This window comes from Bacillus sp. FSL W8-0629, from assembly GCF_038593225.1.
Taxonomy (GTDB): Bacteria; Bacillota; Bacilli; order Bacillales; family Bacillaceae; genus Bacillus; species Bacillus altitudinis.
Window position 1 is genome coordinate 1,979,468 of the sequence record NZ_CP151975.1, and the last position, 25,830, is coordinate 2,005,297.

Sequence of the window (25,830 nt, forward strand, 5' to 3'; positions counted from 1 at the left end):
TTCAACGTGTTCCCCTATCCTTTTCACGTTTCGCTTTTTCCTTTCGATCTCCTGCTTTTTTCGTCAATTCTAAAAAAAAGAACCCCTCTTATGAGGAGTGCTTTCGTCCTGACATCTGATAAAGAGACAAGTCAAATTCCTGAAGAGACTCCATATACAGCGGCACAATTGGCTTTCCTTCTTGAAAAAATGCAAATTGAGAAGGTTGTAGTTTGATTGGCTGATGGTAAAACGCAAATATTTTCACTACCTCAGGAACAATTCGGCAAAAGGTATCATGCACAAATAAATAGACATCTTGTTTCCATTTAAACAGCCGTCTATTTGGTGGGCTGAATATAGGAGATACTTGAATGATCTTGCCATCCTCAAACGTCTCCAGCTGCTGTTTTGTGACCGTGTATATCTCCTTTTGATGAAACTGAAAATATTGCACATCACGTTTTGAATCAAACCGTCTTTTTGTCTGATGTTCAATATAATAAAATGTTCTGCCGTTATCTGCGGTGACGACTGTATAATTTGGGACTGTCAGCGGCTCGTTCATTTCATATTTCATCGCACATAACGAGGGAACACGAATCGCACGCCTGTTCTTTTCATTCACCCAGCGCCTGTCAATGCGATGAAGATATCCGCTAGCGATTTGATAATAAGCGCCTTCTCTTTCAATCACAGCTCCGTCAATTAAATCGTAGGGCATACTCGCAAACATATGATGGAATGATTGTGGCGTTTTATATGTGGTATCAAGTACTTCTTTTAATGGAAAGAACGCAGCAAAATGATTCAGTCTCATCCAAAACACAGAGTCAGCATGATGCCAATGTTTTGGTTCGTCGGCCCAGTATTGTCCGTATTTTTCACGAATAAGCGGAAGCAGCCGGCTTCTATGCATAACAGAGCAATGGTCGACTTGAAAGGATGCATGCTCCAACACTTGATCTGCTTCTCGAACGAAGCTCGCCGTTTCCACCAAATGCTGATTCACATGCACGACACGCTGCGAGGAATAGACGATATCTATGTGAGGCTTCGATTGAAAAACCTCGACCATTTTCTCTAAACGATCTTTTCTGTAGACTGTATCATCAGTTACATAACAAACCAGCTCACCTGTTATACGTGTTAATGCTTCATTAATTAGCGTTGCATAACGTACAGTCTTCAGCCGGTTTGCAGGATGAATTTGATGAGAATACAATTGAATGCGCTTATCCACTAAATAAGGCTGCATCTTTTGGATCGTTTCTTGTTCAGAGCCATCATCCATGATCAAAAGCTCCCAATGCTGATACGTTTGTTCTACCACACTCTTTAGCACACGTTCAATGAAATCAGGTTTGTTGTAGCTTGTTAATATCACTGATACTTTCATGACCATTATCCTTTTTTAAATAGATTAAAAAGCCCCCCAGCTGACAATGTTCACATAAGGAACACTTACTCTTAGTTGATTTGTCGCATTTTTAAAGACTGCTACTGAGTCAAACAATTGTACGACAACCACGTTTTGCAGCACATCTCCATTGACTAAATGAACACGCGGCAGCGGAATGCCGAGCTCAAGCCACGGGCGCAGCAATTCTTTAATCTCTGACGCACTCCCTTCCTCACTTTCCTCTAAAAGATGAAGAAGAAGTATAATCAACACAACTTCAAGTATTCCTTCTGTTTCTAGTAATTCTTCGTTCCAGCCATTTAATAGTTGTTCAAATTCCATTCAGATTCCCTCTTTCTTCTCGTTTGATCTTTACTAGAGTATGAGGATCACTTCATTTAGCATCAGCATTTGAAAACATTTTTCAAAAATGTGTGAAGTCATTAAATAAAAAAAAGAACAAGGAATGAGCATTCTGCTTATACCAAAAAAAGAGAACGGCATATACATAGTGGTGTGTTTGAATGGATGAAGAAAGGATGGGGAAAACATGAGCGAAAAGCGTGCCGAATTAAAAAAAGAGCTATTAAAGCTGTTTTTCAAACCGCTTAGTCATGCGTTAACAGTTAATCTCGAAGAAGGAGGAGTTCAAGTGGAAGAAAAATTGAACGATTTATTTAGTGAGGTGGCTGCTGAAGCATCACCTTCAGATTCTGCTACAACACTCGACGTATCTCAACCAGCAAGATGGATTTTCGCAAGACTTGCACCTGGAACAGTCATTAGCATTGTCATGGACTCAGGTGACTTAATCGGACCCGTACAATTCGTATCATTCGATGCTTCAACAGGTGTTGTTTTCGTCACACAAGAAAGCTCTGTGACACCTACAGGCTCTGCAACGACTCTATTAGATGTAGATAAAGTAGAAAGTGTTACGTTCACATCTTAATGTGAGAGGGCCATCATGAAGCTTCTTTATATCAGCTCTGGCTACGGTGGAATCTATCGGATGTTCGATCAATGGATAGAAGATAGCTTCATTGATTCCCCCTTTTCATGCGTCAAGGTGGATAGGGAAACTCTACCCGCTCATATGCACAAAATCCGGACATTTTCTCCGGATTTTGTTTTCATGATGATCGGTGATCATATTCCAACAGAACTGCTTCATCAATTCAAACAAGAAAAGATCCCCGTTGTACTTTGGATGACAGAAGACCCTTTTTATATAGATGTGTCAGCTGCATGCGTAAGTGATGCACAACTGATCTTAACGATTGACGAAGGTGCTTTGTCATTTTACAAACAAATGGGCGCTGATCACACGCACTACTTTCCCATTCCGACCAATACACACGTATTTCAGAAAAAAGAATCACCACATGAGTCGTGCATCTATGACATTGCACTCATTGGCTACCCTTATCCAAACCGCATTAAAGCCATCAATACACTCTTACATCAAAACAAATGGCGCATTCTCGTAGCAGGAAAAGAGTGGCATCGCGTGTTGAATAAATCACGCAGACGATATCGCGATCTCACACTGATGACCCACTGGCTGAGTCCCGAGCAGATGGCAGACATCTATCAAACATCAGCCATTGTTCTGAATCCGCACAGGCCCGCGCAATTTGCCTATAATCAAAACAAAGCCAATGTTCAAAATATGAGCCTCAACAACAGAGCATTTGATATCGCTGCAAGCGGAGGCTTTCAGTTGACAGATCTACAACCGTCACAGGCATTTTCAAGCTTCGCTTTTTACACACATGAAAACGATTTGATTAAGCAGGTCGAGCTCTATGTAAAAAACCCTCAACAAAGACAATCGGTTGCAGAGAACAATTACGAGCAAGTCGTTCGCTGGAACACATTTGATACGTTGCCTTACAGACTTTATGAAATAGTCAAAAGCGCCCTATGACCGGGCGCTTTTTCTAATTGCCATCATCTTATGCCGTTCCTTCTGCATCTTGTCGAGCCAATAAAATCTTCTCTGCCTTTTTCCGATCTTCCTCACTTTTCACAACAAGCGATTGCGCATGATCCATCATATATGCACCAACAGATCCTTCTAAAAAGGAATGAATGCATTCTTTTGCATATGGAACATGAAACGCATAGACAGCTCCATTTAAACGTCCATACGTATAAGGGTGCTCCTGAGTTGGTACAAAAAAATAATGATTGTCCTTATACAGGCTGGCTTCATTGGTGTCATGAAGTGTCCAAGTTTCATTTGGATTTTCTAACGCCTCTGTAAAAGAAGCCGCACAATCATATCCCCCCTCTACTAGAAGCTGCAAGCAGTTCTCAATATCTGCCGTCTGCCTTAGTGGTGATGCTGGATGCAAATACAAAACAATATCAAACGTCTTTCCCTCTCGTTCTAAATAAGCAAGTGCATGCTTCACAGCTACTAAAGAAGGTGTTTGTTCCGTCACATGTGTGCTTGGCAGTTCAATCACATTTGCTCCGTAGTGAGATGAAATGATTTGAGTATTCACATCCTCTGAAGATACGATGACTTCATCTAATTCAATCATTTGTAATAATGGCTGAATGGTCCAATAGATCAGCGGCCGCTCCGCCAATACGCGAATGTGTTCAGCATGATGTCCCTGCTTGCTGCTAAAAGCTGGTATCATAGCTAAAATACGATTTCCCCTATACATGTATGATCTTCTCCCCTCGCGCAGCTCAGTATCAGAGAATACATTCTGAGAGCTGAACTGATCACCGTACTGAAGTTCTTTAGGTGCCTCGCTATTCTACTTAATCTTCTATCTCTACATATTCTATTAAGTCGTCAAGCAGATGGTTATAATTGGTTCACCTAATTTATGCATGAAGTGGTTCTTTTCCTCAAACGTCTTCCACTCTTTCACATATGATGCAAAGTAGAGAAATGAGAGTTGGGGGATTAGATATGTCCAAACAAATAGAAACGAGTTTGAAGACCTTTTTTCGTGACAAAATCATCTTGGTCACAGGCGGTACGGGTTCGATTGGCCGGCAGATTGTGAAAAAATTAACAGCCTGCTCTCCTAAAAAGGTCATTGTCTTCAGTAAAGATGACAGTAAACAATACATGATGAAAAATGAATATGCGGCAAATCCAGAGGTTGTATTTGCACTTGGAGATGTGAGGGATGCCAGCCGCGTCAGGCAGCTTGTCAAAGGAGTAGATATCATCTTCCATGCAGCTGCACTCAAACAAGTACCCACCTGCGAAGATAATCCGTTTGAAGCTGTCCAAACCAACATCATCGGCGGACAGCATGTCATTGAAGCAGCACTTGAACATGAAGTTAGTCATGTTGTCAACATTTCAACCGACAAAGCGGTTTCTCCGACAAATGCCATGGGAGCTACAAAATTAATTTCAGAAAAATTGTTTTTTCAAGCGAATGAAAGTATTTCAAATCAGAAAACGAGGTTTTGCTCTGTCCGGTTTGGCAATGTGCTTGGATCAAGGGGTTCCGTCATCCCCATCATGCTTCAACAGTTGTTAAATGAACAACCTCTAACTGTAACTGATCCTAAGATGACACGCTTTTTTATGTCTATCGAAGAAGCTGTATCTCTCACGCTTGAAGCAGCTATCATGATGAAAGGCGGCGAAACATTCATTCTCAAGATGGAGTCATTACAGCTGGCTGATCTATTGAAAGCATTTCATGAATATGCCGGTCAGATTAATGTTCCTTCTCCTGATATTCTCGTTGTCGGAAAAAGACCTGGAGAAAAACTTCACGAGGAGCTCACATTCCCTCACGAGGCAGATGCACTGTTTGAACATGAACAATTTTATGCCATTTTACCAAGACCACATCTTCACCCTCATTTTCAAAAAGTCCATTTGACCCATTACACATCAAACGAAGCACCGCTCATTACAAAAGAGAAACTGTTTCACATCATTGAACAATTACATCATACCCACCATAAAAAATAAAAAAATCGTCACACGGAAGCAGCTGACTTCCATGTGACGATTTTTAAATCAATTATTGAAAGATGTGTTTCAAATGACCGTAGCCTTCTTTTTCAAGATCATCCTTCGGGATAAACTTTAAAGCGGCAGAATTAATACAATATCGAAGACCGCTTGGCCCTGGGCCGTCAGGGAATACATGACCAAGGTGAGAGTCGGCCGTCTTACTGCGAACTTCAGTCCGCACCATGCCATGGCTCGTATCTACTTTCTCTTCTACCTCTTGATCTTCAATCGGCTTTGTAAAACTTGGCCAGCCGCAATGGGCATCAAATTTATCTAAAGAAGAAAACAATGGTTTGCCTGAAATGATATCTACATAAATGCCCTCTTCCTTATGATCCCAAAATTCATTTTGAAATGGCGGCTCAGTGCCATTATTTTGCGTCACTTCGTACTGCATTCGGTTTAATTCTTTGATGCGCTGCTCTTTTTCGTTAGCCATTATTTATCACTCCAATGAGATTGAATAAAACCTGCTCTGCCCGAACCGACATGGTATCGTTCGTAGTGCATTTTGTTCTTTTTATAATAATGCTGATGATATTCCTCAGCAGGATAAAAAGGACCAGCCTCTAAAATTTCTGTCACGATTGGCTTTTGGAAAATTCCACTTTGGCTCAGCTGCTCTTTTGATGTTTCTGCAAGTTGCCTTTGTTTTTCATTGTGGACATAAATCCCTGTACGGTAGGACTCTCCTCTATCACCAAATTGTCCTCCATCATCTGTTGGGTCTATTTGCTGCCAATATAGTTCTAATAGCTTCTCATACGGAAAAACGTCTGGATCAAAGGTAATTTGAACGGCTTCTCTATGGCCTGTCGTATTTGTACATACTTCTTCATAGGTTGGATTCACTGTATGTCCGCCAGTATACCCTGATTCAACTTTGATAATGCCTGGCTGTTCATCAAAAGGTTTAACCATACACCAGAAACAGCCTCCAGCAAATGTGGCTAATTCTTGTTTTTCAGACATATTAGTGCCCCCTTCATTTAAAAAATGGTATCATCATATTATAACATGATAAAAAATAATGAAAATGATACGACTTGTATACCTAAAAACAAATGAAAGCATTCTGTCGTATCTTAAAATATAATGGGGGTTTAATGATTGGAACAAAGAAAACAAATGATGTATGAAATGGATACTTTACTGAGAACCGTATTTAAGCAAATACGTTATGAAATTAACAGCTTGCTTGAAAACGAATTATCTCGGAATGAATTTCTCATTTTAAATCTGCTGCGTGAACAAGGCGCAAAAAAAGTAACGGAATTCGCCTCAATTCTCGGTGTATCAGCAAGCCATATTACAGCTGTAACCGACACACTTGTAGAAAAAGGCTGGATCACTCGTATCCGTTCAAAAGAGGATCGACGCATCATCAAAATCCACTTAACCGATAAGGGTAAGGAAATTACTGAGCATTTTGAGAAAAAGAAAACAGAATACTTCATGGAACGATTTGAATCATTTGATGATGAAGAACTGAAAACGATGATCAAGTTATTTAAAAAGCTGGATAAAAGTCAAAAGGATTAAGCATAGATTTTAGCGTGGAGGACATGCTACGGATAAAAAGGTGGAATGAACCATGACAAGTCCATATCTTTGTCCGAACTGCAAAACCAACAGAACGCGTTTTAACCTCATCGAGCAGCATTCAGAACCTGTGAAACTTGATCCAGCAACTGGAGCTATTGTCGAAACATATGAAGGAGATCAGCTTTCTCCTTTTCACATGAACTATCAAGGACCGAAAATCAAAGTCCAGTGCGGCGTTTGCGGATTAATTGAGGATGAAAAAACGTTCATTAAGCTGGCTGAATATCATCAATATTCATCTCCTTCTTAATACGAGAGCCTGACACTTTTTGTCAGGCTTTTTTCTATGTTTCTTTTGCCTATACAGATCGTCCCTTTCTTGCATACGCTACAAAAAACACATTGCAGAGAAAGAAGGGATAAAGACGTGCAGCAGCTCTACGAGATGAATCAATTTCTATATCGTCCATTAGCTACCTTTCCCCCATACCATCCGAGAAACACCATTTCCAAAGCTGTTATTCGATTATTTCACGCTGCACCGGATTTAAGTAAGCTTGCTGTATTTGTAAATCAGCAGCCAATCCAAAAAAAGCTGCCATACGGTCAGCTGTCTGCTTATATGGAATGGGATGAGGGTGTTTATGAGATAGAAGTATTTAAGCTGGCTACAAAAGAAAGAATTCTTTCTTCTCGTATGATGATTAATGGAAACGAGACTTACACGCTATGTATCACAGGAGCTCATACCGGCTTTGCGCTGCTCACAGAAAAGCAAGACTCGCTGATTAAGCAAGATGAGCTATCAGCACTCACGTTTATCCAGCTGTCACCAGACCTCCCTTTCATTGATATATATGAACGAGATCAAGGCATCTTATCAAAGGAGCTCGGATATGTAAACGGCACCCAAACCCACCACTTCTCTCCGAATAAGTATCACTTTGAATTAAAAGCTGCCGGTACTCAAAGTGTACTGCTAGATATTCCGAAAGTTCACCTGCAAACAAAGCGGGCCTATCTTATTTTACTTCATGGATTTGCAAACGGAGAGCCAGAGCTAATGGCAAAAGTCGTCTTGTCTCACCAAATGTAAAAAGAGCCTTTCCAAATGGAAAAGGCTCTCAGCGTGTAGACAAAGCCTCGCATTCGGTGTCAGTCCTGCGTGCCGGTGCTCACGAATGTCACATTCACTCTGCGCCAGTACTCGTCCTTCCTAGAATGCAAAGGTTTTCTATTCCGCTGAAAAGAAGACAAATAGCCTTTCCAAATGGAAAAGGCTATTTACGAGACATCTTCAGCTTTTTCTTGTTTTTGAAAATCAAAAGCAAGAATCATGGTACCTAAAAATAATGCACAATAGGCGATATTTAAGTAAAACTGGTCGATATTTTCTGCTTTTAAATGAGAGGCAGCTGTCATGCCAAAGTATGCAGCAAATAAGAGCGACAGTAAACTAAAATATTGATAGACTCGCTTCATAGTTTCACTCCTGACTTACACGTTCTATTGCTTTGGATGATAATATGAGAATTCAATTTCATCATTCTCAAGATCAATTTTGTTCGCTTTGACATACATATCATTCGTCAGCGGCATTTCTGAAAGGCGCACTTCCACTGTTTTTTGGTCTGGTTTCACATGAACGAAATCAGGCAGTTCATAGAATTGACCCATGTAGCTTAAAACAAAACTGATTGGGATGCTTAATTGTCCAATTGAAAAGTCATCTACTTTCAGCAGAACATCCCCATTATCTTCAACAGATGGTGTAAATGATACATTTGCATTAATCGTTGAAGAAAAAGCTTTGATTGCACCTGTTACTTTCACATCTTGGTCAATCGCAACATGAAAATCGGGCATATCGCTTGATCCTTGGTTTTTTAAATAATCATTGACAAAGCTGGTGAGCGATTCTTTTGAACTAGAAATGTTAAAAGCATACTCGCTGTTCACTTCTTTTTTCGAAGCTGATTGATCGCTCGGCAGCAGCATAAAAATACCGCATACAAGAACAATCAATAGATTAATTGACAGTAAAACAAAAAATAAACTCTTCCATTTTTTCATCTTTTCACCCTATTCCTTCGGCAGTCCTTCTTTTTTCACTTCTGAGAATAAACGATTTGCCATAAGAGAGTACCCCTTTTGGTTTGGGTGGAAATCATCATCTGCCAGTAATTTTTCATCTTTATCATCTTCAAATAAATCTGCTACATCGATCATATCAGCATTGCCGTCTTTTTTTAGTTCTTTTTCGGCAACAGCATTCCAGTCTTTGACGACCTCATCAATATCTCTCAGCTCAGACAAGCTGAATTTAAAAGGATTGTACATACTGACATACATGATCTTTGCATGGTCATTATGCTCTCTTAATTGAGCAAGAATGGTCTTAAAACGCTCTTCAAAAGGACCTTGCTCTTTTTGAAAAGGAGCAAATGTCAAGTTGAGCACATTTTGACGGACGACATGCATTAAGTCATTTCCGCCGATCGTAAAGAAAATATAATCAGCGTCTTTCAGTCCATCCTGCACTTTTTTTTCTTTTAATCTTTTTAATAAATCTACCGTTCTACTGCCTTTAATGGCATAGTTTTTTAATGTAACAGACTGTACACCGTCCACTGCTTCTATCTTGTCACGAGTGATGCCGGCATACCCTTTTTTATTTTGATCTCCGATTCCTTCTGTTAAGGAATCTCCAACCGCTGCGATCGTAATATGTTCTTTTACGTTTTGTGTGTCTTCTAGTTTATCCTTTATGCCAGCCTCTTGTGCGGAACATGCAGAAAGAACAAAAGCTAGAGACATCACAATCAAAATCAAACGAGCCTTCAAACGATGATGTCCCTCCTTTTTCTGATTAAAAAAGTGTATCATGTTTTCGCTCATTTGAACATCCTTATGCTAGCTTCGATTCAGTGTTTTGATGTCCTTGATGATTTCATCATATGGCGTATTTTGAACACCATCATAGTTTTTCATCACTTTTCCTTCTTGATCAACGAGGAAAAACAGAGATTGGTGTATCACTTGGTCTTCGTCTTCAGGTTTTTTCACAATCGTCTTAAAGCTTTTCATTGCAAATTTTTCAATCGCTGACTGCGAGTAACCAGTGAGAAAATCCCAATTTTTAAAGGATAATGGATATGCTTTTGCAAATTCCTTTAGCTTTTTCGGTGAATCCACCTCTGGGTCGACGCTAAATGAAATGATGTGCGCATCCAATTTTTCTTCTTTTAACCGTTTTTGTAGCTCTGTCATATGTGCGGTCATCGGCGGGCAAATCGTTTCACAGCTTGTGAAAATAAAATCTGCCACCCAGACTTTCCCCTTTAAATCGTCGAGCGACACCTTTTGACCATCCTGGTTTTGATACTCAAACGGCTGGATTTGATAATTTAACGCATCCTTGATTTGTCCATTTGAACATGAGACTAAAAGAAGCACGCTTATAATCGTAAGCGCACCAAATAAGGCTCCCCTTTTTGTATACATGACAATTACATCCCCTTTTCAATCAATCGGTATAAAAAGTAAAGCCTATAGCGCCCTTACCAGTATGACAGGAAATAATCGGTGTTGTATAAGCGATGTCAACTAGTGCATCAGGTGTGTGATCAAGCAGTGCTGCTTTAAGCTTTTCTGCAAGTTCTAATGCGTCTGCATGTGCAATCCCAATGGCCTGAACGGTTTTCCCTTTCACCGCCTGTACATACTGTTTTGTCAAATAGCGGACAAGAGCGGAGTAACTTCTCACATTCGCTTCTGGTGTGTATATGCCGTCTGTTAAGCTGGCAATTGGTTTAATATGAAGAAGTGAACCGATCAGCGCCTTTCCTCTTCCAATTCGTCCACCTTTCACGAGATTTTCTAATGTATCGATTGTGACAAATAGCTTTGTTTTAAGACGAATTTTGTCCATTTCTTTGAGGATGTCATCACGGCTTGCCCCTTTTTTTGCAAGCTCTGCTGCTTTGGTGACTTGAAACCCTAAACCATAGGAAATAAAATTCGAATCGATGACAGTGATATTTCCGTCTACCATTTTAGAAGCGCTTTCAGCAGTTTGAACCGTACCACTCATCCCACCAGTTAAATGGATACTAATGACTTCGCTTCCATCTGCCGTCAGTTTTTCATATAATTCGACGAATTGACCGATGGCAGGTTGAGACGTTTTCGGCAGTTCCTCAGCGGCCTCCATTTTTTCAATAAATTCATCTGGCTGTATGTTCACTCGGTCAATATAATCAACCCCAGAAATGGAGATATTGAGCGGAATGACATGAATGGAAAGATCATTGATTTTTTCTTGCGGAAGGTCCACGGTTGAATCTGTTACAATTTTAATTTGTTTCACTATCGTCTCATCCTTGCTGTCTTAGTCTTTACATATGATATTACCTTATTTCGTGCATACTTGAAAACAACTGTCAGAACGTTTTTGAAATTGTCACATTTTCTTCTTTTCATGTAAAAAATCCTTGCCAAGATGAGTAGCCGCCATTTGAAAATGGCCGCTCACTCTCTTTAGCAAAGATTCCAATTTACGCATTGTGTTTTAGTGTAGGCTCTTGGTAGATCTGTTCATATGTGCTCCACTTGACGTTACGTTTCACATCCTCCCTGAAAGAGTACACATGCCTCTTTCCTTTAGATACATAGACTTTTTTCAAGAAAGCTTCAAGTCTAAAGGTGAGCATGAAACCATAGGATTCATCTCCCTTTAAAACAGGGACTTCTGTTACCTTGATCTGAGCTCCATCCATCCGTCTAAAACATATTGTTTTGAGCAGCACAAACGATCAATCCTCTTTTCCAATTATCTGTTAAGCCTAAATAAATAGGTGGAATAAATCTTGATCTTTATTCACTTCAACATAGTGGAAGCCTTTTTTATTCATTCGGTCAATCAGCGCTGCATAGTCATCTCTTTCTTTCAATTCGATCCCAACAAGCGCAGGTCCTTTGCTTCGGTTATTCTTTTTCGTATATTCAAAACGTGAGATATCATCATTTGGCCCTAACACTTCATCTAAAAATTCCCTGAGAGCACCTGCTCTTTGCGGAAAATTAACGATGAAATAATGCTGGAGTCCTTCATAAATCATGGAGCGTTCCTTAATTTCTTGCATTCGGCCAATGTCATTATTGCCTCCGCTGACAATACAAACGACATTTTTCCCTTTAATCTCCTCACGATGTGCATCTAAAGCCGCGATCGGTAACGCACCTGCTGGCTCAGCTACAATTGCGCATTGATTATACAGCTCTAAAATAGTTGTACATACTTTTCCTTCTGGTACAAGACTAATCTTATCGACAACAGACTGAAGCGACGTAAACGTCTTTTCGCCAATCCGCTGAACCGCTGCTCCATCTACAAACTTATCTATTGAATCAAGTGTGACAACCTCCCCTTTCTCATGGGAAGCATGTAGTGAGGCGGCACCAAGCGGCTCGACTGCAATAATTTCGGTTTCTGGTGAGATATTTTTGATATATGTACCTACACCAGATAACAGACCTCCACCTCCGACACTTGCAAATAAAAAGTGAGGTTCCACTTCGATATCATTTAATATTTCTACAGCAGTTGTTCCTTGTCCTGCCATGACATCTAAATCATCAAATGGATGGATAAATTCCCGCTTTTCCTTATCTCCGCATTTGACTGCTTCATGATACGAATCATCAAAGGTATCTCCGGTTAAGATAATGTCAACATATTCTTTTCCGAAAAGCTCCACTTGAGATACTTTTTGCCTTGGTGTGGTAGCAGGCATAAAGATTTTCCCGTGGATACCTAAATATTTGCAAGAATAGGCAACGCCTTGTGCGTGATTTCCTGCACTGGCACAAACAATGCCGTTTTCTAGTTTTTCTTTTGGCAACTGGCTCATTTTATTAAAAGCGCCTCTTAATTTAAAAGAACGAACAACTTGCAGGTCCTCTCTTTTTAAGTAGACATTACATTCATATCGTTCAGAAAGTCGCTCATTTTTTTGAAGTGGTGTATGAATCACTACATCCTTCAAATTTTGATGGGCTTTTAAGATGTCTTTCACTTGAATTAGCGTGTTTTCTTTGAGCAACGGTTTCATGTACAAGATCCTTTCTCTTTAACCTTATTTAATTTGTCATTATAACATGAATATTCAAAAAATAAACCAATAGATCATGGATCGGAGATAAATTTCATGAACTTTTTCGTTTTTCTATACATTTGTTCTAATTGGGTGTTATAATAAAACCAATTAGAACCAAAAGAAAGGAATCGCTCGATGACCACACATCCGTTTGCTAATATATATGGAGAACACCAAGATATAAAACACGCCATTCATTTGGCAAAACAATTCACGAAAAACGATCAGCCTGTGTTGATCACAGGTGAAATTGGAACAGGCAAATCACGCTTTGCACAAGAAATGGCCCATTCATTTGCTGCGCAGGCTTCGATGAAATATATCTATTGCCCCATTGTAGATGAAGTGACTTTGCAGGAAACATTTACTCATGCGGCAAATCATGTGCTTTATTTAGACGAAGTCAGCGCACTCAGTATTCCTATGCAGCATCAGGTCATTCGTTTTCTCGAAGTTTCTCCTGCAACAAAAATTATTGCTTCTTCGTCTTTATCATTAGAGGCGATGAGCGTTTTGTCCAGTTTTTTACCTGAGCTGTTTTATCGGCTCAATGTGCTTCATATCCCTCTCCCGCCTTTAGAAGATCGAAAAACAGATATTCCTATTTTAACCGCTGCTTTCTTTCAAGAACTGAACATGACGCCTGATATCGACTCAAGTGTGTGGGAAGTCTTACAGCAATATTCGTTTGAAGGGAATGTCCAGGAGCTCAAAAATATCGTTCATTATGCAGCCGCGATTCTCGAAGGGCAAACAGTTTTCTTGCATCACTTGCCACCTTTTGTATTATTACCTCAACAAACAGCTGGTAAAGGAAAAAAAGAAGAACACCAGCTCACGCTTATGGAGAAACAAGAATTTGTTTTCTTACTCGAAGCCATTAAGTCTCTAAATGAAAAAGGAGAAGCAGCCAGCAGACGTATCTTGTCTGAGTTAAGCAAACAAGGCGACATCCCGCTGACCCCTCAGCAAGTCAGGAGTCGATTAGATGATCTTGAGAAAAAAGCCTATGTGACAAAAGGGAAAGGCAGAGCTGGAACGAAGATTACACTTGAAGGTCTCTCATTTCTGAAGTCGCTTGATGGTTATATACCGGTTCAATAAAGGAGGACATCCATTGTTTACTGTAAAAGAAGAAATTGCCAACGCAATTACACATGGCATTGGCGTCATTTTATCCATTCCCGCCATTGTTTTTCTCGTTTTATTCGCTGTTCAATACGGCACTGTCACTGACATTATTAGCTTTTCGATATTTGGCGCGTCGATGCTGCTGCTTTATTTAAGCTCTACTTTGCTTCATAGCATTCGGCACAAAAAAACAAAAGATGTATTTGAAATCCTTGACCACTCTGCGATTTATGTATTGATTGCTGGTACATATACGCCATTTTTGCTTGGCCCATTAAAAGGCGCACTTGGCTATACTCTTCTTGCAATCGTATGGGCGCTTGCTGCAGGCGGTATCGTTTTTAAAATCTTTTTCGTCAAACGGTTTATCATTGTATCCACCCTTGTTTATTTATTAATGGGCTGGATGATTATCATCGCAATTAAACCTCTGTACGTTCAATTAACAGGAGCTGGATTCAGCCTCTTACTATTAGGCGGTATTTTGTATTCAGTCGGAACGATCTTTTATATTTGGCGGAAAATTCCCTATCATCATGCGATTTGGCACAGCTTTGTTCTCGGCGGAAGTGCATCCATGTTCTTCTGCATTCTATTTTATTGCGTCAACATCCCAGCATGATCAAAAAACCAGCATCCACACTCGGATGCTGGTTTTTTCTATGCGCGCTTTTGTGCGTAATCACTCATCTTGACCGGTGCTTTTATATGGATATCGACATTAACTGGACGAAGTCTTTTGACGATCTTCCCTGTTAAAAGACGGTCTGTGCCGCTTGTTTCAACCGGAACAAGTGAGCAGTTACATTCTTCAGCAAGCGTTTCTGCCATGACACGATACTGTTCAGAAAGCAACAGACTCTGGCCAGATAGAACTCTTTCTCTTGCTTCTTCTAATAACGCCTCATCAGATTGATTCTGCTTGATCACCGCCATCTTCTTCAACCATTGTTTTAAGATGGGATAGCGAAACAGATGCGGTTTTGCCATAAAAGCAAATGGCTTCTCTAAGTGACCAATCAGCAATGTCGTCGTCACTGGGTGATGTGCTTCTGTGACATAAATAACAGGACCATCTGGCAGCTTTTTTTGCTGATGAATGGTCATGACCGACCCTGATTGATCAATACACCCTCTGGCAAACCTTTTTGCATGCTCATGGATGAGATGCATTCGTTTCGTATAGGAAATGCGTGGATCCGTTAATTCATGATCATACAAATGCCTTATACTTTTAAAAAAGGATACAACAACATAAATCGTTAAAAACCAATAACGAAACAACCGTACTCCTCCTACTCACTTATCCTTCTTTTCTGTCATAGACGACAAATTCATAATTGTAGGGGTTTTTTTCGTCACGATGGCCTTTTTCACGTGATACAACCGTCCAATTCTCTTCATCGTAATAAGGGAAGAAACGGTCGCCTTCAAATGAATGATGAATGTGCGTGATATATAGGCGATCTGCGTATGGCATCATTTCCTCATACAGCTTAGACCCGCCAATGATCAATAATTCTTCCTCGGTCTTCGCAATGGTTAAAATATCATCGATTGAATGAACTACCTCGCATTCTTCAGCTTGAAAAGAAGAACTTGTGGTTAACACGATATTCCGGCGGTTAGGCAGTGCTCGTCCAATTGATTCAAACGTTTTTCTGCCCATGACAATGGTATGGCCACTTGTGACTTTTTTAAAATACGCTAAATCAGCGGGTAAATGCCAAGGCATTTGATTATCTTTGCCAATGACTCTGTCTTTTCCTGTCGCCACTATCATGGAAATCATACACTGACTTCTCCTTTAATATGCGGATGTGGATCATAGTTCTCAAGCACAAAATCATCAAACGTAAAATCAAAAATACTTTTGACATCTCTAGTGATGCGAAGCTGCGGAAGTGTGCGCTCCTCACGCTCTAATTGCATTTTGACCTGCGGAAGATGATTTTGATAAATATGAGCATCTCCTAGCGTATGAATAAACTCTCCTGGCTCAAGGTTTGTCACTTTGGCAATCATCATCGTTAGAAGTGCATACGAAGCAATATTAAAAGGCACACCTAAAAAGATATCTGCCGAACGTTGATAGAGCTGGCACGATAATTTACCGTTTGATACGTAAAATTGAAACAAGCAATGACAAGGAGGCAGCGCCATCTGATCAATTTCTCCTGGATTCCACGCACTGACAATCAATCTTCTCGAATTAGGATGATTCTCAATATCATGGATCAGCTTGCTGATCTGATCTACTGTCTCTCCGTCTCCACTCGCCCATGATCTCCACTGCGCACCATACACACGCCCTAGCTCTCCATTTTCATCTGCCCATTCATTCCAAATACGGACACCATTTTCTTGAAGATATTTGACATTTGTATCACCTTTTAAAAACCACAGTAACTCATGAATGATTGATTTCAGGTGTAATTTCTTTGTTGTTAATAAAGGAAACCCTTCCTGTAAATCAAATCTCATTTGGTAACCGAACGTGCTGATAGTGCCTGTTCCTGTTCTGTCACCTTTTTCATCCCCGTGCTGTAATACATGACGGCATAACTCTTTGTATTGTTTCATTTTTTTCATCCTTTATTTATGTTCTTGTTGTAGTTTACCTTATTTCTGCTTTTGTTGAAACCAAAAAAACATGTCTGCAAGATGAGCAGACATGTTTTTTTTATGCTTGATTCACTCGATCCTGCTCTTCGTCCTTAATATCTTGGTGAGAGTGAGCTATGCGACTTGCTGCTGCAGCGGCAAGCGCAGCGACAAGGTCATCGAGGAAGGTGTGTACTTCACCAGGACGACCTTCATCTAATTCTCTAATAATACCAAATTTCTCTTTGTCTAGATAACCGAAGTTGGTCAAACCGATTGATCCATATACATTGACAATGGAAAGCGGAATAATCTCATCAATTCCATATAGCGGTTCATCTGTTTCAACTAAATGCTGCAAAGGTTCTGGCAAAAGCTTTTTTTCTGCCAGCTGATCAAGAGCAAGTCCTGTCAAAACTGCGTGGACAATTTCCCTTTTATTCAGCACTTTTTCAACATTTTCAATGCAGACACTAAGTGGAAGATTTGGGTTGTATTTCTCTTGGAGTTTCAGCACAATGTGTGCAATATCTTCTATTTTTACTCCACGCTCGTTTAACATCTGTTTTGTAATGCGAACCATTTCGTTCATTGTATACTTTTTCAATTGGCATGACATCTCCTTCTAGTGGCTCATCCAGCTCGGCGGGGTGTTTTTATCCCAGTAAATATTACCGAGTTCATGATGCGTCTGGAATCCATCTTCTGCTGTATGGTAGTGAAAGTTAAACCAATATCCGCTGTGAGGCGGCTGATCTCTCCTGACATGAAAACGAAGCAAATCTTCTCCAGTCTTTCTATTATAAATGTGGAAGATTTTTTCCCCATTTCCGCTTGAAGGCTGATCAGTTAAAACAACATCTTGAAATTTTTCGTCATCTTTGAAATTTGTTAAAAAGTCGGTTAACACTTGTTCAATTTTTGGTTGAATCTCTTCTCTATACTCGTCCTCAATGACAGGTGTGATTTTACGACCAAATTTGAGAAAGGATTGGTTTTCTGCACTTGATAGAACCTCTTGCTTATATTGCTCAAAGGGGTCTACCCGCTCTTTGTTGTCTTCTTGCGATAATTCCCAGCTGCGCGTATCATCTGATGTATCATAAACTGCTGTATAAGGTGATTTATCAGATGAAGAAAGTTCAGATGGCTTGTCTGTCATCAAAGCTGATGGAGGAGAGATTAAACCAAAAGTCGCAATCGTAAAGAGTGCAACGAGCGTTTTTCTCATCCACATTTTCATGATATCTAATTCCTTCCATAAGTTATCATACTGCTATTCTAGCATATAATGAATTTTCAGTCATTCAATTTGGTCATTGAGTTGAGACTTTCTTTTTCATGATAAAACGTTTACAATGACAGTAACAACGACTAAAATTTGGGAGGAATGGATATGCTTGAAGGTTTTTTCATCACAGCTTCCTTGCTGACGTTATTTTATTTTGTCTATATGGAGATCACCGATTAAAAGCCCTGAAATAGGGCTTTTTTAATTGTTAAGAGTGATTAAAGTTTTGTTGATTTGTCTTCTTCTATTGAGATATATCCGTAATGGAATTGGGCGGTTTTACGTTTCATCACCTGAAATTGATAGGAATCAGTGGTAAATCGTGTGCTTTTCCAATGATCTTTTAAAACCACTCTTTTTCTAGCCACTCTCATTGCTTCTTTCACAGCGGTTTCATGGTCAAAATGATGCTCAGCTGCATGACGAAGCGGCATCATACTAGCAGACTCTTGTATGGTTTCTTCAAACATCGGGTCAAAATAGACGATATCATAGGATCGATCAGGGAGCTTCTTTAACTGCTCAATACTATCCCCGCTGATGACAGATATCCGTTTCATCGCTTCGTCTGCCTCTTCCACACCCGTTTCCCAAGTGCTGAGTCCTTCTCGAACAAGCAATGCCGTCATCGGATTTTTTTCAATACCGGCCACTTTTCCATTGGCTCCTGTAGCGCTGCTTGCGGTAATCGCATCAGATCCTAAGCCAAGCGTACAATCTAAAAAGGAATCGCCCGGCTTTAATTGTGCTGCTTCTATTAATGGATCTTTTTCCCCTCGCAGAACCCGCTTCACCCTAAACATCGCTGAGCTTGGATGGAAAAAGAACTTTTCGCCATTTGGCTGATACCATTCAAATCGTTCTTTCCCAACAACCAGTACATCCCCCCGCTTGATCGCAAGCTGTTTGACAGATTGTTTGCGCCGCTCGATATACTCACCATGCAAGTCCTTTGCGAGGGCCTTTGCCGTTTCAATTGTTTGTTCATTTGCTCTAAAGCTTGTTGTAATGAGCATGACTTCCTCCATCATAATCAAGAAAAAATGCCCTGATGGATCACAGGACATTTCAACATTTGTATTAGCAATGTTTTTCAAATGCAGATAAGACGTTCTTCATAATATCTTCCATTTCATGACCTTCAATTTCGTCACGCGGGATAAAATGAACGAGTTCATTTCCTTTTAAAAGTGCCATAGATGGAGAAGATGGCTCCTCACCTGTGAAGTATTCTCTCATTTTAGCCGTTGCTTCCCGGTCCTGACCAGCAAAGACCGTCACCATTCGATCTGGTGCTTTTTCTGCTTTCATGACAGCTTGAGTAGCAGCAGGGCGTGCTAAACCGGCAGCACATCCGCATACGGAATTGACGACAACAAATGTTGTTCCTTCTGCTTCCTGCATCGTTTTTTCTACTTCTTCTTCAGTCGTCAATTCTTGAAACCCTGCACTTGTCAGTTCTTGGCGCATTGGTACGACGAGCTGACGCATATATTCTTCATATGCCATTGACATAAAAAAGCCCCCTCTATAATCCTTATGTTGTGAATAAAGGATACTATAGAGAGAGCCAATTTTCAAATGTTCAATTTCACATTAAATTTTCATGATTCCGCCTGTATTGGCTGATGTCACAAGTTTTGAGTATCTGGCAAGGTAACCTGTTTTTACTTTTGGCTCAAAGCCTTTCCAGTTTGCTTTTCTTTTTTCCCATTCTTCTTCCGGGACATCTACACTTAAAATGCGTTTTTCGATATCAACAACGACATGATCACCATTTTCAACAAAGGCAAGCGGGCCGCCTTCTGCTGCCTCTGGAGAAACGTGTCCAATAGACAATCCGCGAGAAGCACCGGAGAATCGTCCGTCTGTAATTAAAGCAACCTTTGGACCAAGTCCCATTCCAACAATTTGTGAAGTTGGTGCAAGCATTTCAGGCATGCCTGGACCGCCTTTAGGTCCTTCATAACGAATAATGACAACATGTCCTGCTTCTACTTTTCGATTAATGATTCCTTCAAGTGCTTCCTCTTGGGATTCAAATACGATCGCAGGTCCTTCATGACGCGTAATGCCGTCTTGTACACCGCCTGTTTTAATGATCGCTCCATCTGGCGCAAGGTTTCCAAATAAAACGGCTAAACCGCCCTTTTCAGTAAATGGCTTGTCAATTGGATAAATGACGTTATAATCTTTTACCTCATGCCCCGCGATGTTCTCGCCTAACGTTTTCGCTGTGACGGTCATGGTATCTAAATGAAGAGCCCCCTCTTTTTTGGACAATTCATTTAGTGCAGCGGTCACTCCGCCAGCTTCATGTAAATCTTCAATATAAACATCTGAAGCTGGAGCAAGTTTCGATAAATGAGGCACACGTTCTGCGACTTCATTGATACGTTCAAGTGAATATTCAACGCCTGCTTCATTTGCAATCGCCAATGTATGAAGAACTGTATTGGTTGAACCACCAAGTGCCATATCTAAAGCAAATGCGTTATCAATCGCTTTTTCGGTGACAATATCACGTGGTTTAATGTCTTTTTTGATCAGCTCCATCAATTGTTTTGCTGACTTCTTCGCAAATTCTCTTCGTTCTGGTGAAGTCGCCAAAATGGTTCCATTTCCAGGAAGAGCAATCCCTAGCGCCTCTGCTAAACAGTTCATTGAGTTTGCTGTAAACATACCAGAACAAGATCCGCATGTTGGACAGCCAAATTGCTCTAATTCGTTTAATTCCTCTTCATTAATTTTCCCTGATTGGTATGCGCCTACGCCTTCAAAGACAGAAGAAAGAGAAATTTTTCTGCCATCACTTGTTCTCCCAGCTTCCATCGGTCCACCACTGACAAATACCGTTGGGATATTCACACGCATGGCAGCCATCATCATACCTGGCGTGATTTTATCACAGTTCGGAATACAAACCATGCCATCAAACCAGTGTGCAGACACCACGGTCTCTACTGAATCAGCAATGATTTCACGGCTTGGCAATGAATATCTCATCCCAATATGCCCCATCGCAATACCATCATCTACCCCAATTGTATTGAATTCAAATGGAACACCGCCAGCTTCACGAATGGCTTCTTTCACAATTTTTCCGAATTCCTGAAGATGGACATGCCCTGGGACAATATCAATATAGGAATTACATACGGCAATAAACGGTTTGCCAAAATCCTCATCTTTTACCCCAGCTGCTCTTAGTAAGCTTCGGTGAGGTGCTCTGTCAATTCCTTGTTTAATCATATTACTGCGAAGTTCTGCCATCTGTTTAAAAAGCCTCCTATACTACTAGTCTTGTTGACTGTATGATTTTGAGTTCATTTTATTTTACAAATTTTCTGTTTATTTAGCCACCTATAATAGATAGTGACTGATTTCTCTGCTGAAGCAAGTGCTCAGCAAGGATTGTGTCATAAAATCTGACCTCCAATATTCTATATTGGTACTACTATATAGAGTTTTTTCTCATATTTCAACAATATTCAAAATAATTTTTCTAAAAAAATTTTTCTGCCAATAAAAAAGCCATTTTCAGAAAACAAGCTGCCTTTTATTGGCAGCCTGCTCGTCTTTCTTATGATTCTGATGCATTTTTTCTACTTTCTGTCATTTGCTTCCACACAGAGCCTTTTGCTTCTTCTCCGTGCTCAATTCGTTCGATGGCCATTTTCACTTGAAGACTGACTTCAAATTCAGGGTCCTGCTCCGCTTCTTTTAAAGCTTCTAGTGCTGTTTCGTCACCTTCTTCATAAAGGAACATGGCCGCACGCCAGCGGACAAGCTTACTTGGGTCCTTTAAGGCTTTGATCATCGCTTCAATCGCACTAGGATCACCAAGATCCGAAATACAATCTCCTGCAGTTCTTCTAACTGTCACTGTTTTATCTTCAAGCCCTTTATACAAAATAGGCAAAATGTCTGGATCTTCAATCATGCCAGCATTCACAACAGCTTGTCTGCGAATCGATGTTTTTGGATCCTCCATCGCTTTCATTAAAACAGGTATATCTTTTTTCTCTGGCTGCATTTGCTCTAAATGAGCAAAACGTTTCTTCCAATCTTCATCGCGCAACATCTCTTCTGTCACATCGTATGCTTTTCGATTCACTTGTTTATCTACAGCCTCTTGACCTTCCTTCACTGCCTCTGTTAAACGGGATAAACGCTCGTCGTCATATGCAGCTTGCAGCTCTTCTGTGACTTCTTGACCGATATCAGCAAATTCTCCAAAACGTACGCCATGTTCTTTCCACACACGTTCAAATACAACATTATCTGAACTGCTTCTTAGCTTTAAAATCGCTGCCTGGAAACGTTCAGGCATTCCAAATCGTTCTTCTCTTTCACCGTCTGTCAGCTTCACCTGCATCGGAATCCCATTAAACATTTGAACAAACACTTTGACTTCTCCAAATGTGTCATCACCTGACTGCGATGCTCCCTGAAGCCCTTCTGTTTCTTGTCCAAAGGCTTCTCTGACTTGCTGTAAAATACCTTGCCAGTCAAATTTCGCATTACGCTCAACCGCTAAGAAATCGGCTACATGGTAAACACCTTTTACACCTTCAATGGTTAAAATGCGCTTAATCATCTCTGGCGCTTCGTCTTTTTGATCTTTTTTGTAGTTATTGCTTTTACCGCCTGCAAGCGCTTCTGTCAAAATGACTTTCATTGTATTCGGGCTTGGCGTTGGTTCTATGGCAGTTATTTTCATCTATACATCCTCCTTACACACATAAAGACCCTACTCATCTGTAAGGCCGCATTCTTCTTTCCATGTCTTAATAAATAGACACATAAACTCATGTCGCTCATGAGCCAGCTGCTTTCCAGCACGTGTGTTCATCAAGTCTTTTAATTGAAGCAGCTTTTCTTGCATATGCAAAAGTACTGTGCCTTGGTGAGCACCCTCTGTATAGTGAGGCTCCCCTTTTGCACCTGCATATGTAAACACCCTTGCAATTCCGGTTGCACCTATTGCATCCAGTCGATCTGCATCTTGAACAATGGCCCCTTCTAATGTCACTGGCTTATGTTGCATATGCCGGTGACGAAAAGACATCGTTGTAATGATATCCATGATATAGCGAATATCTCGCATGTCCACTTCCCACAAAAGGAGCTGCTGCTTAAGATCATGCGGTGAAAGCTTCCATTCACTAGACAGCTTGTCATCAATTACATCATGGACAATCGTTGCCATTTCAATGACAAAAAGCGACCCGCCCTCCTGTTGTGCAATATGGACGGCAAGCTGGCGAACACGATTGATATGAGCTTCATCGTGTCCAGTCGGTTCATTCTTTAGCTGTTTTGAAACAAAGGAGGCAGCTGCCTCCAATTGTTCTTGCTGCTTACTCGAATACATGCTTATTTCTCCAAAAGAGCGATAATGGAGCTTTCTAATTCTTTTGGTGGTGTTTTAGGAGAGAATCGTTCAGTCACTTCTCCGTTTTGGTCAACGATAAATTTTGTAAAATTCCATTTCACCGTTTTTGTACCAAGCACACCTTTCGCATGACTCGTTAAGTATTTGAAAAGCGGATGCGCATTGTCACCATTGACATCTACTTTTGCAAACATCGGGAAGGTCACACCATAGTTTAACGAACAGAATTCTTGAATTGCTTCTTCCCCTTCTGGCTCTTGATTCATAAATTGATTGCACGGAAATCCTAAAATTTCAAGGCCCTTTTCATGATATTGATCGTATAACTCTTGTAATTGTTTAAATTGAGGGGTCAGTCCACATTTGCTCGCTGTGTTCACGATGATCAGTACTTTCCCTTTGTAATCTGCCATTGATTTTTCCTGACCGTTAATGGTCTTGACCTGAATATCATAAATTGACATCTCATAGCCTCCTAGGATTCACTTTTTCCTATCGTAACATGCTTCTTTTAGAAAATCGCTTTTTATGCTTCCTGCTAAAAGAGTCCAGTCACACTGCCGTCTTCTAATAAATCCATCTCAAGTGCCGCAGGTTTTTTAGGGAGACCTGGCATGGTCAGGATGCTTCCCGTTAGTGCAACGATAAAACCTGCTCCTACAGATGGTTTTAACTCTCGAATCGTAACGGTAAAGCCTTTTGGTCTGCCGATTAAAGCCGGATCATCCGATAGTGAATATTGCGTTTTTGCCATACAAACCGGCAAATGGGCCCAGCCATTTTTCTCAATTGCAGCTAGCTGCTTTCTTGCTTTTGATGTAAGGTTGATGCCGTCTGCACCATAAACCACTTTGGCGACTTTTGACAACTTTTCTTCAATGGAATCTTGCTCCTCATATAAATAAGAAAAGCTGTTTTCATTCTTTTCAATGAGTGTCGTGAGCTCTTCGGCAAGTGCTACGCCGCCAGCTCCTCCTTCTTCCCATACATTGACGGCTTTGACTGGATGTCTATTCGTCTCGCACCAGTTTTCTATTGCTTGAATTTCTTCTTTTGTATCGGTAATAAAACGGTTCACTGCAACGATGTATGGTAGACCGAAGGCTTGCACTGTTTCAATATGTTTCTCTAAATTATGTATACCTTCTAATACAGCCTGTGCATTTGCTTCCTTGAGCTCTGTTTTCTGCATTCCGCCATGCATTTTAAGCGCCCTGACAGTTGCTACAATGACAACAGCGCCTGGTTTAAAATCACCGGCTCTTGTTTTGATGTGAAGAAATTTTTCCGCGCCGAGGTCTGCACCAAATCCCGCTTCTGTTACGACGTAATCTGCTAGTTTTGCCGCCATTTTTGTGGCAATTAAACTATTGCATCCATGTGCAATATTGGCAAAAGGACCACCATGAACAAGGGCTGGAGTTCCTTCAATCGTTTGAACAAGGTTTGGTTTCAGCGCATCTTTTAAAAGCAAGGTTAATACGCCTTCATATCCTAGATTTCCAACTGTGACCGGTTCACCTTCTTGATTGTAGGCAACAACAATAGAAGAAAGACGTTTTTTTAGATCGGTTAAGTCGTCTGCTAAACAGAGGATGGCCATCATTTCGGATGCAACCGTAATATCAAACCCATCTTCTCTAGGGTACCCATTTAATTGACCGCCAAGTCCTACGACCACTTGTCTTAGAGCACGATCGTTTAAATCTAACACTCGTTTCCATACAATTCGGCGTGCGTCGATCCCAAGCTCATTTCCGTGATGGATATGATTATCAATAAAAGCAGATAAAGCGTTATGTGCAGATGTAATCGCATGAAAATCCCCTGTGAAATGAAGATTGATTTCTTCCATAGGCAACACCTGTGAATATCCGCCGCCAGCTGCACCACCTTTAATACCCATTGTGGGACCTAGTGAAGGTTCACGCATGGCAATGATCGCTTTTTTCCCGATTTTCTCGAAGGCTTGACCGAGGCCAACTGTTACGGTGGACTTCCCCTCACCTGCTGGCGTTGGGTTGATCGAAGTCACAAGAATCACATTTCCTTCTTTTTGTTCCTTCAAACGGTCAAAAATAGTCAAAGATATTTTCGCTTTTGTGAAACCATAGCATTCTAATTCTTCGTCATGTATTTGTAATTTTGCTGCGATGTCTTGAATCGGTCTCAGCTTTGCCTTTTGGGCAATGTCAATATCTGATAAATGCTTTGTGATCATGATTAATGGCCTCCTTTTTTGACAGAAACAGCTTTCTTTTTTGCTCTATTTTTCATTGTAACATAATTGAAACATTGAAATATCGCCAGAAA

General features: G+C 40.5%; 32 protein-coding genes. 8 read left to right on the forward strand and 24 right to left on the reverse strand.

Annotated elements, in window-relative coordinates; all coding sequences use genetic code 11:
• Nucleotides 1-88: 88 nt before the first annotated feature.
• A complete protein-coding gene (locus tag NSQ17_RS10025) occupies nt 89-1,384 on the reverse strand; it encodes a glycosyltransferase family A protein (RefSeq protein WP_342467395.1) in 1,296 nt (431 codons plus the stop codon).
• An 18-nt stretch (nt 1,385-1,402) separates the two neighbouring features.
• A complete protein-coding gene (gene cgeC / locus NSQ17_RS10030) occupies nt 1,403-1,723 on the reverse strand; it encodes a spore maturation protein CgeC (RefSeq protein WP_007500768.1) in 321 nt (106 codons plus the stop codon).
• Between the two features lie 208 nt (nt 1,724-1,931).
• On the opposite strand from cgeC, the gene NSQ17_RS10035 reads away from it, so the two are divergent.
• Together NSQ17_RS10035 and NSQ17_RS10040 are read left to right on the forward strand one after the other, a co-directional pair.
• Nucleotides 1,932-2,333, forward strand: a complete 402-nt coding sequence (locus NSQ17_RS10035) for a hypothetical protein (RefSeq protein WP_007500770.1) — start codon at nt 1,932-1,934, stop codon at nt 2,331-2,333.
• A gap of 183 nt (nt 2,334-2,516) precedes the next feature.
• Nucleotides 2,517-3,311 carry a DUF3880 domain-containing protein gene (locus NSQ17_RS10040; RefSeq protein ID WP_342467396.1) on the forward strand — a complete coding sequence of 265 codons (795 nt, stop codon included), beginning with the start codon at nt 2,517-2,519 and terminating at the stop codon, nt 3,309-3,311.
• A gap of 28 nt (nt 3,312-3,339) precedes the next feature.
• Here the strand turns inward: NSQ17_RS10040 and NSQ17_RS10045 are convergent, their stop codons facing one another.
• Nucleotides 3,340-4,062 carry an N-acylneuraminate cytidylyltransferase gene (locus tag NSQ17_RS10045; RefSeq protein WP_017367462.1) on the reverse strand — a complete coding sequence of 241 codons (723 nt, stop codon included), beginning with the start codon at nt 4,060-4,062 and terminating at the stop codon, nt 3,340-3,342.
• Nucleotides 4,063-4,316: 254 nt separating this feature from the next.
• Between NSQ17_RS10045 and NSQ17_RS10050 the strand changes: the two genes are divergently transcribed.
• The gene (locus NSQ17_RS10050) at nt 4,317-5,345 is read left to right on the forward strand and encodes an SDR family NAD(P)-dependent oxidoreductase (RefSeq protein ID WP_035703287.1); all 1,029 of its coding nucleotides are present in this window, start codon (nt 4,317-4,319) and stop codon (nt 5,343-5,345) included.
• A gap of 52 nt (nt 5,346-5,397) precedes the next feature.
• Here NSQ17_RS10050 and msrB read toward each other — a convergent pair whose 3' ends face one another.
• The gene (gene msrB, locus NSQ17_RS10055; RefSeq protein WP_342467397.1) at nt 5,398-5,829 is read right to left on the reverse strand and encodes a peptide-methionine (R)-S-oxide reductase MsrB; all 432 of its coding nucleotides are present in this window, start codon (nt 5,827-5,829) and stop codon (nt 5,398-5,400) included.
• Nucleotides 5,829-6,362: a peptide-methionine (S)-S-oxide reductase MsrA gene (msrA, locus tag NSQ17_RS10060; RefSeq protein WP_017367464.1), complete on the reverse strand. Its 534-nt coding sequence runs from the start codon at nt 6,360-6,362 to the stop codon at nt 5,829-5,831. The genes msrB and msrA overlap by 1 nt, the downstream gene beginning before the upstream one ends.
• A 138-nt stretch (nt 6,363-6,500) precedes the next feature.
• On the opposite strand from msrA, the gene NSQ17_RS10065 reads away from it, so the two are divergent.
• From NSQ17_RS10065 to NSQ17_RS10075, 3 genes are all read left to right on the forward strand, one after another.
• Entirely contained in the window at nt 6,501-6,932 is a 432-nt protein-coding gene (locus NSQ17_RS10065) for a MarR family transcriptional regulator (protein ID WP_007500780.1), read from the forward strand.
• A gap of 52 nt (nt 6,933-6,984) precedes the next feature.
• Nucleotides 6,985-7,245 (forward strand): hypothetical protein, encoded by a 261-nt coding sequence (locus tag NSQ17_RS10070; protein WP_008346413.1) that lies wholly within the window; start codon nt 6,985-6,987, stop codon nt 7,243-7,245.
• Nucleotides 7,246-7,362: 117 nt separating this feature from the next.
• Nucleotides 7,363-8,031, forward strand: coding sequence for a DUF4397 domain-containing protein (locus NSQ17_RS10075; RefSeq protein ID WP_342467398.1), 669 nt, complete (start codon nt 7,363-7,365; stop codon nt 8,029-8,031).
• Nucleotides 8,032-8,219: 188 nt separating this feature from the next.
• Here NSQ17_RS10075 and ypmT read toward each other — a convergent pair whose 3' ends face one another.
• From ypmT to ilvA, 7 genes are all read right to left on the reverse strand, one after another.
• Nucleotides 8,220-8,417, reverse strand: coding sequence for a protein YpmT (gene ypmT, locus NSQ17_RS10080; RefSeq protein WP_008346409.1), 198 nt, complete (start codon nt 8,415-8,417; stop codon nt 8,220-8,222).
• A 24-nt stretch (nt 8,418-8,441) separates the two neighbouring features.
• Nucleotides 8,442-9,008, reverse strand: a complete 567-nt coding sequence (locus tag NSQ17_RS10085; protein WP_017359695.1) for a YpmS family protein — start codon at nt 9,006-9,008, stop codon at nt 8,442-8,444.
• Nucleotides 9,009-9,017: 9 nt separating this feature from the next.
• Nucleotides 9,018-9,779 carry an SGNH/GDSL hydrolase family protein gene (locus tag NSQ17_RS10090; protein ID WP_234925057.1) on the reverse strand — a complete coding sequence of 254 codons (762 nt, stop codon included), beginning with the start codon at nt 9,777-9,779 and terminating at the stop codon, nt 9,018-9,020.
• A 69-nt stretch (nt 9,780-9,848) separates the two neighbouring features.
• Nucleotides 9,849-10,439 carry a cytochrome c oxidase assembly protein gene (locus tag NSQ17_RS10095; protein ID WP_007500791.1) on the reverse strand — a complete coding sequence of 197 codons (591 nt, stop codon included), beginning with the start codon at nt 10,437-10,439 and terminating at the stop codon, nt 9,849-9,851.
• A 22-nt stretch (nt 10,440-10,461) separates the two neighbouring features.
• Nucleotides 10,462-11,304: a DegV family protein gene (locus tag NSQ17_RS10100; protein WP_017359697.1), complete on the reverse strand. Its 843-nt coding sequence runs from the start codon at nt 11,302-11,304 to the stop codon at nt 10,462-10,464.
• A 187-nt stretch (nt 11,305-11,491) separates the two neighbouring features.
• Nucleotides 11,492-11,743 (reverse strand): YpmP family protein, encoded by a 252-nt coding sequence (locus NSQ17_RS10105; protein ID WP_008346400.1) that lies wholly within the window; start codon nt 11,741-11,743, stop codon nt 11,492-11,494.
• 36 nt (nt 11,744-11,779) lie between these two features.
• The gene (gene ilvA / locus NSQ17_RS10110; RefSeq protein ID WP_047946671.1) at nt 11,780-13,048 is read right to left on the reverse strand and encodes a threonine ammonia-lyase IlvA; all 1,269 of its coding nucleotides are present in this window, start codon (nt 13,046-13,048) and stop codon (nt 11,780-11,782) included.
• A 180-nt stretch (nt 13,049-13,228) separates the two neighbouring features.
• On the opposite strand from ilvA, the gene NSQ17_RS10115 reads away from it, so the two are divergent.
• Nucleotides 13,229-14,197: a sigma 54-interacting transcriptional regulator gene (locus NSQ17_RS10115; RefSeq protein WP_342467399.1), complete on the forward strand. Its 969-nt coding sequence runs from the start codon at nt 13,229-13,231 to the stop codon at nt 14,195-14,197.
• A gap of 13 nt (nt 14,198-14,210) precedes the next feature.
• Entirely contained in the window at nt 14,211-14,846 is a 636-nt protein-coding gene (locus NSQ17_RS10120) for a hemolysin III family protein (RefSeq protein ID WP_039165595.1), read from the forward strand.
• Nucleotides 14,847-14,884: 38 nt separating this feature from the next.
• Here NSQ17_RS10120 and NSQ17_RS10125 read toward each other — a convergent pair whose 3' ends face one another.
• The 12 genes from NSQ17_RS10125 to NSQ17_RS10180 form a co-directional block, all read right to left on the reverse strand.
• Nucleotides 14,885-15,508, reverse strand: a complete 624-nt coding sequence (locus tag NSQ17_RS10125) for an acyltransferase (RefSeq protein ID WP_035703293.1) — start codon at nt 15,506-15,508, stop codon at nt 14,885-14,887.
• Between the two features lie 19 nt (nt 15,509-15,527).
• A complete protein-coding gene (gene folA, locus NSQ17_RS10130) occupies nt 15,528-16,016 on the reverse strand; it encodes a type 3 dihydrofolate reductase (protein ID WP_340959495.1) in 489 nt (162 codons plus the stop codon).
• Nucleotides 16,013-16,807: a thymidylate synthase gene (locus NSQ17_RS10135; RefSeq protein WP_017367468.1), complete on the reverse strand. Its 795-nt coding sequence runs from the start codon at nt 16,805-16,807 to the stop codon at nt 16,013-16,015. The genes folA and NSQ17_RS10135 overlap by 4 nt, the downstream gene beginning before the upstream one ends.
• Before the next feature lie 100 nt (nt 16,808-16,907).
• On the reverse strand, nt 16,908-17,435 hold the full coding sequence (locus NSQ17_RS10140; protein WP_008346387.1) for a phosphatidylglycerophosphatase A: 528 nt from the start codon (nt 17,433-17,435) through the stop codon (nt 16,908-16,910).
• 18 nt (nt 17,436-17,453) lie between these two features.
• Nucleotides 17,454-18,071, reverse strand: coding sequence for a YpjP family protein (locus NSQ17_RS10145; protein ID WP_024718552.1), 618 nt, complete (start codon nt 18,069-18,071; stop codon nt 17,454-17,456).
• Between the two features lie 266 nt (nt 18,072-18,337).
• Nucleotides 18,338-19,135: a class I SAM-dependent methyltransferase gene (locus tag NSQ17_RS10150; RefSeq protein ID WP_173408080.1), complete on the reverse strand. Its 798-nt coding sequence runs from the start codon at nt 19,133-19,135 to the stop codon at nt 18,338-18,340.
• 64 nt (nt 19,136-19,199) lie between these two features.
• Nucleotides 19,200-19,634 (reverse strand): BrxA/BrxB family bacilliredoxin, encoded by a 435-nt coding sequence (locus NSQ17_RS10155; RefSeq protein WP_008346384.1) that lies wholly within the window; start codon nt 19,632-19,634, stop codon nt 19,200-19,202.
• Between the two features lie 81 nt (nt 19,635-19,715).
• Nucleotides 19,716-21,392, reverse strand: coding sequence for a dihydroxy-acid dehydratase (gene ilvD, locus NSQ17_RS10160; RefSeq protein ID WP_007500822.1), 1,677 nt, complete (start codon nt 21,390-21,392; stop codon nt 19,716-19,718).
• 310 nt (nt 21,393-21,702) lie between these two features.
• Complete coding sequence (locus tag NSQ17_RS10165) at nt 21,703-22,842, reverse strand: conserved virulence factor C family protein (RefSeq protein WP_251211158.1); 1,140 nt, start codon at nt 22,840-22,842, stop codon at nt 21,703-21,705.
• 30 nt (nt 22,843-22,872) lie between these two features.
• On the reverse strand, nt 22,873-23,496 hold the full coding sequence (locus NSQ17_RS10170) for an HD domain-containing protein (protein ID WP_342467400.1): 624 nt from the start codon (nt 23,494-23,496) through the stop codon (nt 22,873-22,875).
• A gap of 2 nt (nt 23,497-23,498) precedes the next feature.
• Complete coding sequence (locus tag NSQ17_RS10175; RefSeq protein WP_007500827.1) at nt 23,499-23,981, reverse strand: glutathione peroxidase; 483 nt, start codon at nt 23,979-23,981, stop codon at nt 23,499-23,501.
• A gap of 74 nt (nt 23,982-24,055) precedes the next feature.
• Complete coding sequence (locus tag NSQ17_RS10180) at nt 24,056-25,738, reverse strand: formate--tetrahydrofolate ligase (RefSeq protein ID WP_342467401.1); 1,683 nt, start codon at nt 25,736-25,738, stop codon at nt 24,056-24,058.
• Between the last annotated feature and the right edge of the window lie 92 nt (nt 25,739-25,830).

Excerpts from the sequence above, each read along its gene's own strand:
- NSQ17_RS10025 (WP_342467395.1), bottom strand. The coding sequence starts at position 1,384 with ATGGTCATGAAAGTATCAGTGATATTAACAAGCTACAACAAACCTGAT.
- cgeC (WP_007500768.1), bottom strand. The coding sequence starts at position 1,723 with ATGGAATTTGAACAACTATTAAATGGCTGGAACGAAGAATTACTAGAA.
- NSQ17_RS10035 (WP_007500770.1), top strand. The coding sequence starts at position 1,932 with ATGAGCGAAAAGCGTGCCGAATTAAAAAAAGAGCTATTAAAGCTGTTT.
- NSQ17_RS10040 (WP_342467396.1), top strand. The coding sequence starts at position 2,517 with ATGATGATCGGTGATCATATTCCAACAGAACTGCTTCATCAATTCAAA.
- NSQ17_RS10045 (WP_017367462.1), bottom strand. The coding sequence starts at position 4,062 with ATGTATAGGGGAAATCGTATTTTAGCTATGATACCAGCTTTTAGCAGC.
- NSQ17_RS10050 (WP_035703287.1), top strand. The coding sequence starts at position 4,317 with ATGTCCAAACAAATAGAAACGAGTTTGAAGACCTTTTTTCGTGACAAA.
- msrB (WP_342467397.1), bottom strand. The coding sequence starts at position 5,829 with ATGGCTAACGAAAAAGAGCAGCGCATCAAAGAATTAAACCGAATGCAG.
- msrA (WP_017367464.1), bottom strand. The coding sequence starts at position 6,362 with ATGTCTGAAAAACAAGAATTAGCCACATTTGCTGGAGGCTGTTTCTGG.
- NSQ17_RS10070 (WP_008346413.1), top strand. The coding sequence starts at position 6,985 with ATGACAAGTCCATATCTTTGTCCGAACTGCAAAACCAACAGAACGCGT.
- ypmT (WP_008346409.1), bottom strand. The coding sequence starts at position 8,417 with ATGAAGCGAGTCTATCAATATTTTAGTTTACTGTCGCTCTTATTTGCT.
- NSQ17_RS10085 (WP_017359695.1), bottom strand. The coding sequence starts at position 9,008 with ATGAAAAAATGGAAGAGTTTATTTTTTGTTTTACTGTCAATTAATCTA.
- NSQ17_RS10095 (WP_007500791.1), bottom strand. The coding sequence starts at position 10,439 with ATGTATACAAAAAGGGGAGCCTTATTTGGTGCGCTTACGATTATAAGC.
- ilvA (WP_047946671.1), bottom strand. The coding sequence starts at position 13,048 with ATGAAACCGTTGCTCAAAGAAAACACGCTAATTCAAGTGAAAGACATC.
- NSQ17_RS10115 (WP_342467399.1), top strand. The coding sequence starts at position 13,229 with ATGACCACACATCCGTTTGCTAATATATATGGAGAACACCAAGATATA.
- folA (WP_340959495.1), bottom strand. The coding sequence starts at position 16,016 with ATGATTTCCATGATAGTGGCGACAGGAAAAGACAGAGTCATTGGCAAA.
- NSQ17_RS10135 (WP_017367468.1), bottom strand. The coding sequence starts at position 16,807 with ATGAAACAATACAAAGAGTTATGCCGTCATGTATTACAGCACGGGGAT.
- NSQ17_RS10145 (WP_024718552.1), bottom strand. The coding sequence starts at position 18,071 with ATGAAAATGTGGATGAGAAAAACGCTCGTTGCACTCTTTACGATTGCG.
- NSQ17_RS10150 (WP_173408080.1), bottom strand. The coding sequence starts at position 19,135 with ATGCTCATTACAACAAGCTTTAGAGCAAATGAACAAACAATTGAAACG.
- NSQ17_RS10155 (WP_008346384.1), bottom strand. The coding sequence starts at position 19,634 with ATGTCAATGGCATATGAAGAATATATGCGTCAGCTCGTCGTACCAATG.
- ilvD (WP_007500822.1), bottom strand. The coding sequence starts at position 21,392 with ATGGCAGAACTTCGCAGTAATATGATTAAACAAGGAATTGACAGAGCA.
- NSQ17_RS10165 (WP_251211158.1), bottom strand. The coding sequence starts at position 22,842 with ATGAAAATAACTGCCATAGAACCAACGCCAAGCCCGAATACAATGAAA.
- NSQ17_RS10170 (WP_342467400.1), bottom strand. The coding sequence starts at position 23,496 with ATGTATTCGAGTAAGCAGCAAGAACAATTGGAGGCAGCTGCCTCCTTT.
- NSQ17_RS10175 (WP_007500827.1), bottom strand. The coding sequence starts at position 23,981 with ATGTCAATTTATGATATTCAGGTCAAGACCATTAACGGTCAGGAAAAA.
- NSQ17_RS10180 (WP_342467401.1), bottom strand. The coding sequence starts at position 25,738 with ATGATCACAAAGCATTTATCAGATATTGACATTGCCCAAAAGGCAAAG.